The organism is Paenibacillus polygoni (assembly GCF_030263935.1).
Lineage (GTDB): Bacteria > Bacillota > Bacilli > Paenibacillales > Paenibacillaceae > Paenibacillus > Paenibacillus polygoni.
In genome coordinates, this window is the sequence record NZ_CP127162.1 from 3,550,665 (window position 1) to 3,566,325 (window position 15,661).

At 41.9% G+C, this 15,661-nt stretch carries 14 protein-coding genes and 1 riboswitch; of the genes, 8 read left to right on the plus strand and 6 right to left on the minus strand.

Features of this window, described 5'->3' with window-relative positions; genetic code table 11:
* Positions 1-578: 578 nt before the first annotated feature.
* Positions 579-1,052, minus strand: coding sequence for a hypothetical protein (locus QPK24_RS17045; RefSeq protein ID WP_285743184.1), 474 nt, complete (start codon positions 1,050-1,052; stop codon positions 579-581).
* Between the two features lie 202 nt (positions 1,053-1,254).
* On the minus strand, positions 1,255-2,091 hold the full coding sequence (locus QPK24_RS17050; RefSeq protein WP_285743187.1) for a YitT family protein: 837 nt from the start codon (positions 2,089-2,091) through the stop codon (positions 1,255-1,257).
* Between the two features lie 656 nt (positions 2,092-2,747).
* Here QPK24_RS17050 and QPK24_RS17055 point away from each other — a divergent pair.
* The 4 genes from QPK24_RS17055 to cysK all read left to right on the plus strand — a co-directional run bounded on the left by QPK24_RS17055 (position 2,748) and on the right by cysK (position 5,776).
* Complete coding sequence (locus QPK24_RS17055; RefSeq protein ID WP_285743189.1) at positions 2,748-3,785, plus strand: nucleotide-binding protein; 1,038 nt, start codon at positions 2,748-2,750, stop codon at positions 3,783-3,785.
* The gene (locus QPK24_RS17060; RefSeq protein ID WP_285743191.1) at positions 3,782-4,012 is read left to right on the plus strand and encodes a hypothetical protein; all 231 of its coding nucleotides are present in this window, start codon (positions 3,782-3,784) and stop codon (positions 4,010-4,012) included. Before QPK24_RS17055 ends, QPK24_RS17060 begins: the two co-directional genes overlap by 4 nt.
* 294 nt (positions 4,013-4,306) lie before the next feature.
* Positions 4,307-4,699: a YhjD family protein gene (locus QPK24_RS17065; RefSeq protein ID WP_285743193.1), complete on the plus strand. Its 393-nt coding sequence runs from the start codon at positions 4,307-4,309 to the stop codon at positions 4,697-4,699.
* Between the two features lie 123 nt (positions 4,700-4,822).
* Positions 4,823-5,776, plus strand: a complete 954-nt coding sequence (gene cysK / locus QPK24_RS17070; protein WP_285743195.1) for a cysteine synthase A — start codon at positions 4,823-4,825, stop codon at positions 5,774-5,776.
* A 147-nt stretch (positions 5,777-5,923) separates the two neighbouring features.
* On the opposite strand, the gene QPK24_RS17075 is transcribed toward cysK, so the two are convergent.
* Complete coding sequence (locus QPK24_RS17075; protein WP_285743196.1) at positions 5,924-7,900, minus strand: ATP-dependent DNA helicase; 1,977 nt, start codon at positions 7,898-7,900, stop codon at positions 5,924-5,926.
* Positions 7,901-8,104: 204 nt separating this feature from the next.
* Between QPK24_RS17075 and QPK24_RS17080 the strand changes: the two genes are divergently transcribed.
* The 4 genes from QPK24_RS17080 to QPK24_RS17095 all read left to right on the plus strand — a co-directional run bounded on the left by QPK24_RS17080 (position 8,105) and on the right by QPK24_RS17095 (position 12,355).
* Complete coding sequence (locus tag QPK24_RS17080) at positions 8,105-9,076, plus strand: GNAT family N-acetyltransferase (protein WP_285743198.1); 972 nt, start codon at positions 8,105-8,107, stop codon at positions 9,074-9,076.
* A gap of 394 nt (positions 9,077-9,470) precedes the next feature.
* Complete coding sequence (gene modA, locus QPK24_RS17085; protein WP_285749392.1) at positions 9,471-10,322, plus strand: molybdate ABC transporter substrate-binding protein; 852 nt, start codon at positions 9,471-9,473, stop codon at positions 10,320-10,322.
* A gap of 12 nt (positions 10,323-10,334) precedes the next feature.
* The gene (modB, locus tag QPK24_RS17090; RefSeq protein ID WP_285743200.1) at positions 10,335-11,000 is read left to right on the plus strand and encodes a molybdate ABC transporter permease subunit; all 666 of its coding nucleotides are present in this window, start codon (positions 10,335-10,337) and stop codon (positions 10,998-11,000) included.
* A gap of 359 nt (positions 11,001-11,359) precedes the next feature.
* Positions 11,360-11,493, plus strand: a riboswitch (cyclic di-AMP (ydaO/yuaA leader).
* 4 nt (positions 11,494-11,497) lie between these two features.
* Positions 11,498-12,355: a C40 family peptidase gene (locus QPK24_RS17095; RefSeq protein ID WP_285743202.1), complete on the plus strand. Its 858-nt coding sequence runs from the start codon at positions 11,498-11,500 to the stop codon at positions 12,353-12,355.
* Between the two features lie 421 nt (positions 12,356-12,776).
* Here QPK24_RS17095 and QPK24_RS17100 read toward each other — a convergent pair whose 3' ends face one another.
* The 3 genes from QPK24_RS17100 to QPK24_RS17110 all read right to left on the minus strand — a co-directional run bounded on the left by QPK24_RS17100 (position 12,777) and on the right by QPK24_RS17110 (position 15,613).
* Entirely contained in the window at positions 12,777-13,448 is a 672-nt protein-coding gene (locus QPK24_RS17100; protein ID WP_285743204.1) for a cell wall hydrolase, read from the minus strand.
* 168 nt (positions 13,449-13,616) lie between these two features.
* Positions 13,617-14,255, minus strand: a complete 639-nt coding sequence (locus QPK24_RS17105) for a cell wall hydrolase (RefSeq protein WP_285743206.1) — start codon at positions 14,253-14,255, stop codon at positions 13,617-13,619.
* A 140-nt stretch (positions 14,256-14,395) separates the two neighbouring features.
* Positions 14,396-15,613: an MFS transporter gene (locus QPK24_RS17110; RefSeq protein WP_285743208.1), complete on the minus strand. Its 1,218-nt coding sequence runs from the start codon at positions 15,611-15,613 to the stop codon at positions 14,396-14,398.
* Between the last annotated feature and the right edge of the window lie 48 nt (positions 15,614-15,661).

Genomic DNA, 15,661 nt, shown 5'->3' on the forward strand with positions numbered 1-15,661 from the left:
GCTTAAAAACAAAAAAAACCTTGGATCTATTTTGCTCCAAAGGTAGTTCATTACTTATAAACATATGTGCAGTGCTGCTTTGACTTGACTCAGAGGTTAAAATATCCTGCTCAGATCCGAGTAACTCAGCTGCATTACAGATGATCATTCATCTATGACACCTTGGTTTTTTCGTATGAAATTGTGGTATTTGAATGTACTGATATGTCAACATGCCGCTTCCTCCTCTCTTTGTTTTTTGATATGTAATCAAATCAATTTCATAACTCTTATGAAATTGGATTCCATCTACATTTATTATAATTTTGGACGTTCAGATATACAACCATTATATTTTATAATTCCCTTATTTTTCAAAACGGATAGTTATAAAGAGAGGAGAGACATATGTCCTCCCCCCTTATCAATGCTTCTTTCGCCTAAGCGAAAGTCACCTCACGATTTTTGATCAAATGGATCATCTCCTTTCAGAAAGAATTTCGTCGGCCCGACAACCACATTATAACTCCCTTCTGCTGAGAAGAGACAGTGAAAGAAACGTTATAATTAATCTTTACCTGACTGATCTTATACTAACTTCAAGGCACCGTGTTCAGTACAACTTCTTGATCTTGGTTATATGTAATTTTATAAGCAATAACACCAGGCAGTATTTTATTCATTTCTTCTTCCGTCAGCTGACTCGTATCAAGTAGAAATTCTCCGTTAACATGAAGACTCTCTCTTTTCTTTAGAACCCGATCATAGATAAGAATCTGTTTCTCCGGGTGAATTTGCAGGTTTGCTGCCTCAACCGAAAGGATCGGTTCTACCGATTGAATCGTTAGAGACTGATGGGTATGATTCTCTATGGTCCCTGAATAAGATAAGGTCACTTCATGCTGAGGTTGATCAGGGATAGACTCTCCGAATCCACTGATTAGGAGCAGCTTTTCATTCATAGGAGCAGTCCCTGTCATTTGTATCATTTTCGTTAATAAGATAAAAATCCCAAGCAATATTAATACGACTCCGCCGAACGTTCTCTTGTTAGATAGTATAGTGCTCACCATCCCCCACCCCCATTCAATTCCCAAATCTCCCTATTACTAAAAATCACACGATCGTAACCTCCCTATCTTAGCATCACAATCTTAACATCACGATCTTAACATACGATCTTAACATTACGATCTTAACAAACTTCCGCAACGAAAAAACGCCTGGATTCCTCCAGACGCTAGTCTTCGTTTCTATTTACTTGCAGCCCTTTAACTAGGAACCTCCTGTACTGGATGGATGCACGCTTACTCCCGCTAAGCTCCGCTGGCTATTCGTAAGAATAGCTTTTGCAGGTTTCGGGGCAGGCTGTACAACCGGTACGGTGGATGAAATTTTTACTTTATCTTGTATCGCTTGTTTATATGGTACACTTGGCACTGTTTCGGTTTTAGGATGAGACTGATTAGACCCTTGTGTAACCAAGGTAATTAATTTGCCTGATATCCAAACAGCAAGGATCGTATACAGCGTCTCTTTCAGCGGCATAAAAGCAAGAGATACTACCAAAACCACTGCATCCATTAAAAAGAATACAGTACCTATCTTAAACCGGCTCCGCTGACTTATGAGTACCGCTAGAATATCATCTCCACCGGTCGCACTGCCGCTTCGTATGACGAGGCCTGCGCCGATCCCCGTTAAAATACCAGAGAATATGGCTGCAGCAAGCAAGCTTCCGTGCAAATTAATGACAAGCGGAGAATATCTCTCGCACCATTCATAAAACAAGGAGAACGATATGGCTCCTAATAATGCTTTGTACATATACTTACGTCCCATCAAATACCAAGCAATCAGAATAATTGGCAGATCAAGCAGTAAAGAAGTAAGCGCAGCCGGCCATCCGGCGATATAACTTCCCAGCAGGGCAAGCCCTACAAACCCACCTTCTGATAGATGATTGACATAATTAATATGATAAAACGCAAATGCCATCAGCATCGTTCCAAACATCATCATGCCTGTGCTTTTCAAAAAAGCAGGCAGTGCAGGAACTTTATTACCATACCTCTCAGTTTCTTTCTTTCGTAGTTGTTCCATTGTCCTCATACAGATTCCCTCGCATTATTAGTAGTTTGGTCGATTGACCGTACCTATGCGGGAGGTGCTCTATAGAGGAATTCATCCTTCGAATTTTCATTTATAACCTCTCCTTACGCATAAGTACCGTCATCATTTATGGGTGACTTGTTCTACTTACGTAAGGGAAGCTAAGTATAGGAGGAATCGTTGCGTTTCCAAATCGTCCTTTGGGGCTCTGTCCTTCGGGGACTCATGGTATCCAGATCCTTTCTTGTTTAACCATATATTTTGCTCGCACGAGCAGTTCTAATACATATGATTACCCTTATTATAACATGCTTTAAACATAGAGAAAAAGTAAAAACGACCTGTCCCTTATAATTTATGTGGGGGCTCCTGCGTTTAGGAACGGCATATTGCTATAAATGTATGGTTTTTTGTCTTTGTTACCATGATGCCAAATTTCCTTTTCATAAGATACAAGGTTTCCTTCATATATTGATCTATGAAATTTGTAGCACATTCTCTTTATGTTCCTGTTGCTTCAGTCGCAGTGAACTAGTACTAATGACTCGTTCTTTGCCATGTGATGTTTTTGGGTTCGTCAAAAAAGGGTAAATGGTATAATATAGAAAAAGATCTAAATATAAACTGAAATCCCGTTAAGCGAGGCGGAGCGGACTATGATGACTAAAAAGCCTAGAGCGTTCATTGGATGTTCTCTTGAAGCGAAGCCTATAGCCGCAGCGGTGCATGAAAACCTTAGATATGCGGCTGAAGTGACTCCTTGGTATACCGGTGTATTTAATCCGGGGAATTATACGATTGAGGATCTCGAAAAAGAAGTACAAAATAATGACTTCGCCATTTTCATTTTTCATCCAGATGACGTCGCGAAAATTCGTGGCAAAGTGGTAGCAACGGTACGGGATAACACCCTGTTCGAGATGGGTCTTTTTATGAGCAAGTTAGGTAGAAAACGCATATTCTTTATATTACCAGAGCATGTGAAGGAACTCGAAGATACATCCCAAGTGGAAGGCATGCGAATGCCATCCGATCTGCTTGGACTCGGGTCCTTACATTATGAAATCCGCTCAGATGGGAAATGGGCCCCCGCCGTGGCAGTGGCCTGTAATAAGATCACAGAAGTTATGGATATGCTAGGCCCATGGACTGACCTTTCGGTTCAAAAGGAAATAAACAAGGTCCGCCAAGAAGAAGATAGTAAACGAATTCAGCTTCTCAAGCTGCTTCGCTTCTTTCGCGAACTGCTGCGCTCCCGTAAGGCTGATGACCAGATGCTTCACCGAATGAGTGATACGCTGAGAACCACATTTGTCTCCCGTCCTCATTTTCTTGTCCGAGGAACTACCGTTCATCGGACCACAGAATCCGGATATCTCCAGCAAGTGGCAGGAAATGTGGGAGAGATTGGACGTAAATACTCACTGGATGTAAACGACGGGAAATCTCCGGATGATCCAAGCCGGATCCTTACCGTAGATGCTTTTAAAGAGAATAAAATCAAGGTCAACTTATATGACGATTATCTTGAGAAAGAATATATGCTGTGCTATCCTGTAGCAAGTAATTATGTATTCACCGTGCATCTTGTGGGACATCTCGAGGCAGGTGACGAATTATTTCAGCAGATTGACCATGATAATCGCCAATTATTCAGTGCTATTCATGACCTGTTAGGAGGAGAAATGGGATGAAACCGATCAGACAAAGGCTCACAAAGAAAAGAGGAGCCCCCAAGGTGCGTCTGAGCGCTGCCCCGGATTCCACCGGACCTGCACCCGAAAGTGACAGAGGCGACCTTTTCAAGAAACCAGATCAGCCTATTACTACGTTAGGGCCGTCACTAAAGGGCAAAGAGCGTCCATACAAGGTCATTTTGGAAAAAGAAGCTCTCTATGACAAACCGCAATATATGGCTTAAGTATGAACCATCTGCATATCATATCTAAACTAGGTTAGGACGGCTCACTTTTCTAATAGGTGATGCTCGTCCTTTTTTCTTATGTATCCAAACCCCAAACGTATATTTCAAGAGGATGCAGCAATAAGTAATCCCTCCCTCTTAAACCACTCGCCCAGGATTTCTCCTAGATTATCCACTTGCCAAAAAGTATAATGCCATCTTATATTGAATAGTATAATATAGGAACATATGTTCTGTAAATTATAAATAACAAATTTTATTTATATTACCGATTGCTAGGAAGTGAAAAGGATGACGGTGCCATCCACCCCTCCCGCTCCCTCTGAAGCGGACCATTTGCTAATCAAAAAGTATCTCATCTACACATTAATTCTAGACGTTCTTGAACAGGATATTGATTCGATAAGGCAAGTTGCTCTGCATATGCCTGAGGTATATATACTGCGTCTTTCCAAGCTTCAATCTGAGGTTACCGTGTCCCTGACGAGCCTTCGTTCAGATATGCGTACCCGCGGAATCCGGGTATATGAAGAGTCGAAACAAAAGGAAGGCATCGAAGCCCTCTACTTATGCAGGGGATATCGGCGGCGCCTGTTTCTTCTATGGACCTTTGCTAAAACAGAGGTAAAAAAAGAAATGAGTGCGTATCTTGGTATAGATCTGTCTGCAGGTTCAGAAAGGTAAAGAGAGAGTTCATTCCGCCTCTTTTATGTCCTTTATGAAGAACTCACTTTATTACATATCATTACACATTATAGAATTTCATGTCATAATAACAGGAACTTGGATCGTAAAGGGGACTATGGCATGAATTCTAAGCAGACAACACCCTCGAAACATAAAAATCGGTTAATTGCTGAGCATGTTACAGATCTTATCGGAGATACACCGGCTGTAAAATTACAGCGTATGCTAGGTTCTGAACATGCTGAAGTTTATGTAAAGCTCGAGTATTTTAACCCCAGCGGAAGTGTAAAAGACCGCGCTGCCTTCAATCTGATCCGACAAGCAGAGCTTGACGGACTGCTGCTTCCTGGCTCAACCATTATTGAACCGACAAGTGGAAATACGGGCATTGGCCTGGCGATGAATGCGGCAGCCAAAGGATACAAAGCCATTCTTGTCATGCCCGATAATATGAGCAAGGAACGCATTCAAATCTTGAGAGCGTATGGCGCAGAGGTCGTACTCACTCCCGCTTCAGAACGGATGCCTGGTGCAATTCGTAAAGCACAGGAGCTAAAAGAAAGCATTCCTCACAGCTTTATTCCGCAGCAATTTGAGAACAGCGCAAACCCTGATGCACACCGGACTACGACTGCACTTGAAATCCTTACCCAAATGGAAGGAAATCTGGATGCCTTTGTGGCCACTTCTGGCACCGGAGGAACGATTACAGGGACAGGTGAGGTTCTGCGCGAACACCTTCCGAGCATAAAAATCTATGCAGTAGAACCCGCAGGTTCTCCCGTTCTATCTGGCGGTAAACCAGGCCCTCATCAGTTAGTTGGAACAAGTCCCGGCTTTATTCCTCCCATCGTAAATACAGACGTCTGGGATGAAATTATCCAGGTGAAGGATGAGGAGGCTCTTCATACGATGCGGCAACTCGCCTCACAAGAAGGGTTACTGGTTGGACCTTCTTCCGGAGCATCGGTGTGGGCGGCTATGCAGATTGCAATACGGCTAGGACCTGGACATAAAGTGCTTTGTATCGCTCCAGATACGGGCGAAAGATATCTAAGTATGGGCATGTTCTAACGTTTCACCTCTGCCTCTGTCTATTCATCACAAAATTTAAAAATAATAAAAGACCTGTTATGATCCGCTTCAAGTCTAACGTTATGACTTGAACTGGGTACAAAACAGGTCTTTTTTAGGTTGATTCTATCTTCTTTTATAATGATACTACAGTGATTCTACTGAGAGCTTAGCTCCAGGGGGCAAGACGGCTTCGACTCGCTCTCTCACATTGGAATTAGCTAGAATTTCTGCATCCAGAATCGCAGCAATCCCTTCATCTGTGGAAGAACGAATGAGTCTGCCGAGTCCTTGGCGCAGACGAAGCAGCATGTACGGCAGATCTACTTCTTCATATGCTGAATCAGCAGCTTCCCGTTTAGCCATAAATACAGGATCCTCCGGCGGGTAAGGAAGTGACCAAATGATAACATTGGAGAGCGAAGGTCCAGGTACATCTAGTCCTTCCCATAGACTAGCCGCACAAAGTACACTTTCCTCCGTATTCTGGAATTCCGCAATCAAGCTGCTGATCTCCCGGTCTCCTTCATAAAGCATCTTATAGGATGCAAAGTAAGGATGATGAGAAGCTGCTTTTTTAAATTCACGAAGTTCATTCATCGTTTTAAACAACAATAAAGCTCGTCCATCGGTACGCTTGATTAGTTTGGCAGCCATCGCGAGTTTCTTCGCTGCAGCAACTTCCATTCGCATATCTCCTTCTCCAAGGAGTTCACTTGGGGCAATCAGTTTCATCTGCTTCTCGTAATCGTATGGTGAGTTTACAGAGAAAGATAAATAATCACTGATCCCAAGGCTGCTGGCTACATAATCAAACGATCCATCGACCGAAAGGGTTGCTGAAGAAAATACGATCGGCATTTGGAGTCCAAATACTCGTTCCTCTAATACTTCTTTGACTGTTTGCGGCATAATGGCAAGTGTGGCTGCCCCGTCCTCACTTTCTTCTGCCCAGCAAATATAATGAGCCGGGTCGCGGAACAGATGAAGTGCCGTTTGAATCATTTCCAAATGCTCTTCGACAATACGCAGTTTATATTCATCTAGTGTATGAAGTCCGCTTTCAAATACAAGCTCTTCATCAATCGCTTCGATCGTACTTTTCCAGCGATTCAGTTCACTAAGCAGTTTATCATCGATGCGGACACGTTTTCGGTCGGAACCAGGTATGGCTGTACTTTGTTCTGCAACCAGTTCAAAGACCAGCTGGCTCTGATCAATCGAATCCTCAATTCGCAGTGCGAGTGTCTCCCGAACCTCTCCATCTAATAGCCGAGTAACAATCTCTTCATAAGCACTATGTTTCAGCTTATAACTAAGAGCATGCTGTGCAGCCGATTCAAGTAAATGTCCCTCGTCGAATACAACCGAACTATGCTCAGGAAGCAGCGGAAGCTGACCTTCTCTTTTTCTTCCTTCATAAGTCCATACATGCTCCATGTAATAATCGTGGGAACAGATAATAATGTCTGTCGCCTTGCGGTAATAATCACGAGACAGCGTCATGCCGCAGCGATGTCTTTTATCACATACAAAACAGTCCTGAAAAGTATCCCAGTTGATCTTATTCCACTGTTCATCATTTAGATTCGGGTATTCCTTACGATCTCCATAGGGGTAAAAAGACTGCATCGTGCCCGGTGAATGGACAAAATCAGGAAGTGTTTCATATACGTCTTCAATGACAGCTGCATCTTCATCCTGAAGACGAACACTGTCTATTTTTTTGAGACAGAGGTATTGATCCGGAGATTTTCCAAGTCTTGCATCGATCTGTAAGTCCAAATAACGGGCAAGCTTAGCAATATCCCCTTCTTGCTTAACAAGCTGCTCAATGAGCGACTCATCTGCACAGGCAATGACTGCTGGTTTTCGTGTATACCTTGCATAGTTAACTGCATACAGCAGATACACAAGTGTTTTCCCTGTGCCTACTCCTGCTTCAGCAAAAATTGTTTTCTTATTCGCATAGGCTCTTTCCAGTTGGTAAGCCATAAATATTTGTTCATCACGGATATCAAATCCATGTTCAGGTAGTACATCATAAAAAACGTCCGCTACCCAGTCGCCGACCTGCTTGACGAAGGGTTCTGACGGATCATAGGAGAAAGGATATCGCTCCATGGTTACGCCTCCAACACTATCAAATTCTTATTAGGCAAACTCCAATTATCTCATGAATAAAAACATTTAGCAACCTCTCCTTTCTTGCCAAATCTATCTGATCTCAGTCCTTCCTTATGCATAAAAAAACGATGGTAACGCCATTCTACATTTATGAGAATTATCAGATTCCACCTTTTTATTAAAAGAAATGAGGTGTATATCATGACTTCCTGGATTATTCGTTCCGAACTCCCGTCTGATTTCCATGCGATTGCGGAACTGCACGCCCTGGCTTTTGCCTATAACTTTGGAATGGGAGAAGCTGCTCTTGTCAGTGCCCTTCGTACACGGAAAAATTTCGATTCCGAACTCTCCCTTGTCTGCCTAAAGAACGATCGATTCATCGGTCATATTCTGTTCACCCCGCAAGAAGTACAAATAGAAGGAAACAAGGTGAAAAATCTAATCCTAGCTCCTCTATCCGTTCATCCTGAATATCAAAAACAGGGTGTTGGCTCTGCTTTAATTACCGAAGGATTACACCGCGCTCAGCAGAAAGGATATGAATTATCCACAGTACTGGGCCACCCGCATTTCTATAGCCGATTTGGCTTTAGAAGCAACGCATGGATGGATGAACAAGTGAAAATCCCGCTCGAAACGATCTTTGTAACGGAAACCAAGCCCTTCCTCCGGGAGCGGCGTGTAGAGTCCAGCGATCTTCCTATACTATATGAGATGTGGGAAACCAATTACGGCCTATCTTCTTTTTCAATCCTCCCGGGACATTCACTCCTTGACTGGATCAGCCCGTCTAACAAAGTACGTGCATCTTCCATTCTAATCGGTGAAGAACTAGCAGGTTATATCCGCTATCGCGAGAGAGAACCTAATTCTATTATTATGTTACTTGCACGTGACAGAGAAGCTTTTGTCTACATTACATCCTATTTAAAAGAGAAGCTAAATCCGCTTCAAAACACCCACCTGCTTCTTCCCATATGTTCTATATCTCCGCTTCTTAAGCAGCTGGATTGGGTTTATGATATCACACAGAAAACATATGCCGAATACATGGTCTTCATACTAGATGGACTGTCACGTCCCAGTTTACTTTCCTATTTTAAAGACATTCATAATGGGACGAAAACTAGAGGATATCTAATCTGGCCAACTGAATTTGATCTTTGTTAAAACAGCGTGTATAGAATTGATGGATTCTTTTTGACAGACAAAAAAACCGGTTAATAGAGCCCGACTTTTTTTAAAGCTTCTATATATAGCATATTTACGTTCTGAGCATATAGCCCATTTACATTCTCAGCATAATCTTCCCTGTCTGCGAAAGATCATACCCAGAAATCATATGAAGCTCATGACGAAATACATCTGAACGAAAGATATCAAGCACGGTTTGAATGAGTGCCGTATTCTCGGGTTGATCCAGGAAGACCAGTTTATAACGTTCTTTAATAAGCGGAATAAATTCAACCCTAGCTTTGAAATCGATTTCGTATTGTCATCTCATCTATTCATAATATAATTAATTATATTTAAATATAATCAATGATAATGTTAGGATGATATGATGATCAAAATGACTAAGGTTAGTTATGTTTGTTTATGTTTCCTCTTCATGATGCTTCTAACCGCATGCGGTAGCACAGGTAGTACACCGGGCTCTACTTCTACATCTACAAAGCAACAATCGCAGCAATCTACTTCAGAGTTATCCTCTACACAGGCTGAGGTCACTGAGCTCACCATTTCAGCTGCAGCAAGCTTAACGGATGCGCTGGAAGAGTTACGGCCGATCTTTGAGGCGAATTATCCGGAAATCCAGCTTACTTTTAATTTTGGAAGTTCCGGCGCACTGCAGCAGCAAATAGAACAAGGTGCTCCCGCCGATCTCTTTCTATCCGCTGCGGAAAAGAATATGCAGACTCTGATTCAAAACCATCAGATCCTGGAAGGTTACTCTGAAACGTTGTTAACAAACGAACTTGTGCTAGTGTCCGCCAATAACAGAGAGTTTGATATAACATCTGAAGCGGATCTAACGAATTCGGAAGTAAAAGTTGTAGCCATCGGTATTCCAGAGAGTGTTCCTGCTGGGAGTTATGCTAAAGAAGCATTAGAAAAACTGGGCTTATACGATAAACTGCTTCCGAAGATTATACAGGCTAAAGATGTGCGTCAAGTAGTACAGTATGTTGAGACAGGTAACGCTGACGCAGGTTTCGTATATAAAACAGATGCTGTTCTATCTAAAGTCAATATTGTACATACGGTTGATTCAGAGCTTTATGCACCCATCCATTATCCAGTGGGTATTATTCAAGCAAGTAAACACATCAAGGAGGCCAAAATATTCTATGAATTCCTTACATCCGATGAGGCCAAGACCCTATTTCAGAAATATGGGTTTAAAGGTCTTTAGATAGAAATGCCTATGATTGATTGGAATTTATTCTGGGCACCCGTCCGATTGTCACTAATGATCGCATTGCTATCAAGCATGGTAACGATCATTGTAGGAAGCTTACTCGCAAAATGGATGTCTAGAAAAACATTCCGCGGAAAGCTAATTCTTGAAACTGCGTTCATGCTGCCCATTGTACTGCCTCCTACCGTTGTTGGATTTTTGTTACTTGTTCTTTTTGGCAGAAACAGCTTTGTGGGTACAATAATAGAGCGCATATTTGATGCTCCTCTGCTATTCACATGGTGGGCAGCCGTTATTGCTTCAATTGTTGTATCTTTCCCCCTTGTCTATCAAACGATGAAAGTGGGATTTTCGTCTGTTGATAGAGAGCTTGAAGCAGCCGGCCGTTCCATCGGTGCAAATGAATGGCAAGTCTTTCGCTATATTACACTTCCTCTTGTATGGCCTTCTCTTATGACCGCCTATATACTTGGATTCGCTCGGTCGCTGGGGGAATTTGGGGCTACACTCATGATTGCAGGCAATATCCCAGGAAAAACGCAGACTGTACCCACTGCTATATATATCGCTGTAGACAGTGGGAATACAACCATGGCATGGGTATGGACCGTCTCTATTATTGTTATTTCTTTCCTCCTTTTACTAATAACAGGCCGTACTAAAACGACATAAAATGATAACAGCTTTGTAATGATCAGCCCAACAACCCGTGATTTCTAAAAATACGGGTTGTTTTTTTGTTATAATCTTACCAACGAACTAGAAAATAAAGGGTATTATATGAAATAATAGATAAATATTTTGTAACAAAAATAAGAAAATTAATAATTTTGGTTACAATATTGTAACCAAAATTATTATTTCAATTCTTTCGAATAGTGATAAACTACCCCCTTTAAAGGAACTTAACCTATCTCCATAAGTATATAACTAAATATTCTGCCAAGTTTTAGTGTGCAAAATATGAATCAATGGTTACAACATTGTAACATTTGATGCTTTTTTTATTATATATTAGTTACAGTTGATTAATATTAATAAAGCCGAATCTACTAATTGGTACGGGGGACGATTTACATACTTGGGGTGAATGGATGATGAAGATCCTAGAGTACCTTCTACTCAAACCCGTCAACTAACCTCGGAGGCTAATGGAGGAATAAATAAGAATGAAGAAATTTGGTAAATGTATGTTATTAACTACTCTGCTTGGAGCAGGCTTAGTATTTGGGAATTCACAAGTGGATGCATCTTCTTCAAGTTCAAATAGTGTCAATGTACAGCTTAATGATAGTCTTGTTAATTTCGAAGATGCATCTCCTTTTTTAGATAATAATGCTAGAACGCAAGTTCCATTGCGTAAACTTGCAGAAGAAATGAATTATACCGTAAGTTCCTCTAAATCAGGATCTACTACAACGGTTACTATTAAAAAAAATGGAACTACAATTAAAATCAAAACAGGTTCCACAACAGCAACAGTTAATGGAAAAAGTGTAAGTCTTGATACTCAAGTATTTATTCGCGACAGCCGTACATACGTTCCACTTCGTTTTGTATCCGAAGCTATGGGTAGTGACGTTGTTTGGAAAAAAAGCTATTCTCTTGTTATGGTAAGTACTACAGGTAAAACATACAGCCCGATTCTTGTAGGGAATGATCATGTAAAAGGAACGAGCATTGTTCAAGAAGCTACCAAATATATAGGTACACCTTATGTATATGGAGGTTCTACTCCAAGCGGATTTGACTGCTCTGGTTTCGTGAAATATGTTTTCGAGAAACACAACGTATCCCTTCCGCGTACAGCTGCTTCCATGTATAACACCGGAACTTCTGTATCAAAGAGTAATCTGAAACAAGGCGATCTTGTTTTCTTTAATACAACAGGTACTGTCTCTCATGTCGGCATCTACGTTGGAAACAATAGTTTCATTTCTGCCACTACTTCCAGTGGTATTAAAATCGACAGCCTGAGTAACACTTACTGGGGTCCTAAATATGTAGGAGCAAGAAGTGTACTTTAATATAAGATTAGAATGATAAGAAGACATTCACTCCGCGTGTTGGAGTTGAATGTCTTCTTTGTCTTAGAAGTTTCTTACGGTGACTTCGGGTTGTACCCTGCTTTCGCTTCCAGCACATTGATTTGAAGGTGTGGAGATATGGGAGTATATTGTTCCTTTGGGGTGTAGTAATGTCCTACAGTGCCGCCTGAGGGCTCAGAACCAGGGTTTATTGTTATCTAATCATTTGCGATCACTACCTCTCATGATATGCGCTATATACAGTCAAAAAAAGGTACGGTCCCTCAATTACTTTTGAGGAGCCGTACCTTTTCTTTATGAGAGATCTTTATCAGGCATCTTTATGAGAACTCTTCATTAGAGGTCTTTATTAGTGACACTCTTTTAGAAGAATTCATTATTTCATCTCTAAACTGAATCCCTATTTTGTGAATACATGATTTCCTATTGTTTTTATAATAGGTCGTGCTTTACTCCAAGCCGATGTGGCAATCTTCGGATTGTAATAATAGAGCGCTCCCCCTGTTGGATCTTCCCCATTCAGCGCACGCTTTGCTGCTATATAGGCAGAGGAATTCGGAGTAAGGTTATACTGACCGTCATCCACCGCAGTAAACTGTCTAGGATGAAGGATAACATCTTTTATGGAACTCGGGAACTGATTAGACTGCACCCGGTTCAGGATTACAGCAGCTACTGCCACCTGTCCTATTAATGATTCTCCCCTTGCTTCCCCATTTACAGCTTTAGCCAAAGCATTCAGTGTAGCTCCTGAGGCAGGCGCCTTAGCCTTCAAAGCAGCTATCGTTCGCTTACCTGCCTTTCCATCGACAGCAAGACCACTCCGCTTCTGGAAGCTTTGAACAGCCTTCTCTGTCTGTGATCCATAGTATCCGGTTACTCCAGCAGATAAGTAGCCTAGCGTTCTGAGTCTCTCTTGCAGGTCTACCACTTCAGCGTGCTGAGTTCCTTTTTGAAGAAGCATTGCACTGGCCGGGGAAGCGGCTCCTACTGTACCTATTGCGATCGATCCGCTTAAAAGTAACCCTGCTGCGAATGTTTTCCATTTTTTGTTATGATTTAATTTGTTCATATATCCTATGACAACCTCCAGATTCATGATGTAAGTGTAATTGCGGGATCTGGCTTTGCCGATCCTGAAAAAAAAGCCGGGAGAAAGGGAATTTTCCTGCTTTCTCCCGGCGAAGTGTTATTTAAGTACCATCATTCTTACAAATTCAATATTTATTTTGTAAAAGATTTATTTTGTGAAAACATGATTACCAAGTCTTTGTGTAACGGGCCTAGAACTCATCCAAGAAGAGGAAGTGTACTTCGGATTATAGAAGTATAGAGCACCTTTAGAAGGATCATATCCTGTCAAAGCTCTGCGAGCTGCCTCATAGGCACCCGCTGTCGGCACACTTAGTTTGCCGTCCGCCGCAGGTGCAAATTGTCCTTTTTGAAAAATCACGTTCGTAATAGCATTCGGAAATGCCGAGTTCTGAACACGATTAAGAATGACAGCACCTACTGCAACTTGTCCAGTAAATGATTCTCCTCCGGCTTCATCTTGAATAATACCTGCCAGATGTTTTAACACTTTATTATTAATCGGCGCTTTGGCTTTCAGTTTGGCTTCTGTCTTGGGACCAACCTTTCCATCGATAGCTAAGTTGTTCACCCTCTGGAATTTCTTCACAGCTGCAACCGTTTTGTCACCATAGTAACCACTGATACCAGCCCAGAAATAATTTATTTTATTCAGTCTTTCTTGGACCTCAACTACTTTGGAACTTCTACTACCCTTCTGTAGTGTCGCAGCACTAGCCGTTGTTGATGCACCCAGTATAGAAAGAGCACAGGCACATGTTAAGATAAGTGTGGGTATTTTTTTCATTAGTCTTACATATCCTCCGTTTCATTCGTGATCAGATGCCTTGCATCATAAAATCTCATCACTGAATTTGGCGGCGCTAAAAGTAACACCTAACGTGTACTATAACATAAGTTACAATTTTGTTACATCTGTCAATAGACCTAATCTGCAAGTTCGATGCCTTTTGTTTCCTTTCCTAGCACGAGTACCGCTGCTGCACCAACTAATACCGTAATAAAGAATAAGGTGAATATTGTGCTAAAAGAAACCCCTTTTTGGACCAAAAGACCTACAAGAAGCGGCGCAATCACGCCTCCGATTCGGCCAACAGACGCAGATAACCCCACGCCAGTAGAACGTGTTCTCAGCGGATATAGTTCCGGTGTATATGCATACATGCCTCCCCATGCGCCCAGGTTAAAGAAAGAAAGTGACATTCCTGCAATAATTAAGGATAATTCGGAGCCGGCATTTCCAAACCAAAGCGCACTAAATCCTGTCATCACTAAATATACGACGAGTACAAATTTTCTCCCGAATTTCTCAATAAAGTAAGCCGCAGTAAAATAACCTGGCAACTGTGCGAGTGTCATAATAAGTACATACTGAAAACTTTTAACGAGTTCATACCCTTTGGACGTCATGACACTCGGCAACCATAAAAACATGCCATAGTAAGAAAATACAACCGTAAACCATAAGATCCATAACATCAGCGTGGTCTTCCGATGTTCTGCAGACCAAACCGATTTAAATTTCTCTCCAAAGCTAACCTTTTTCAGTTCCTTTTTCTTCTTGAATTCAGGTGGGTCCTGAATGGCTTTGCGTAAGTACAGCGCGTAAAATGCCGGTAGTGCACCGATTAGAAAAGCTACACGCCATCCATACTCAGGAATGATGAAAAAAGAAATGAGAGCCGAAATAATCCAGCCTGCAGCCCAAAAACTTTCAAGCAGAACAACGGCTCGTCCTCTTTCCTTAGCGGATACCGATTCTGATACCAGCGTAGAGGCAACCGGAAGCTCTCCTCCAAGACCAATCCCGGCAACAAAGCGAATGAGGCAAAGGAACACATACCCAGTAGCTAAAGCTGAAAATCCGCTTGCTACCGAGAAAATAAGCAGCGTCCACATTAAAACGGCTTTTCTCCCATACTTATCAGCCAGTGTCCCTGCGAGGGCAGCTCCAACGACCATCCCAATCGAAGTGGAACTTGAGATAAGCCCTACTTCGCCTGGACTAAGGAGCCATTCCTTCGCCAAAGCAGCTACGATAAAGGACATCATACCTACTTCCATGGCATCAAACATCCAGCTCAGCCCAGCGCTAAAAAGCAGCTTACGTTGTTTCGGATTTTGTAAGACTTCGAGTTTACTCATCGTAATACTTTTGCTCCCTTATGTAATATATTTGAAGTGAAACCTATC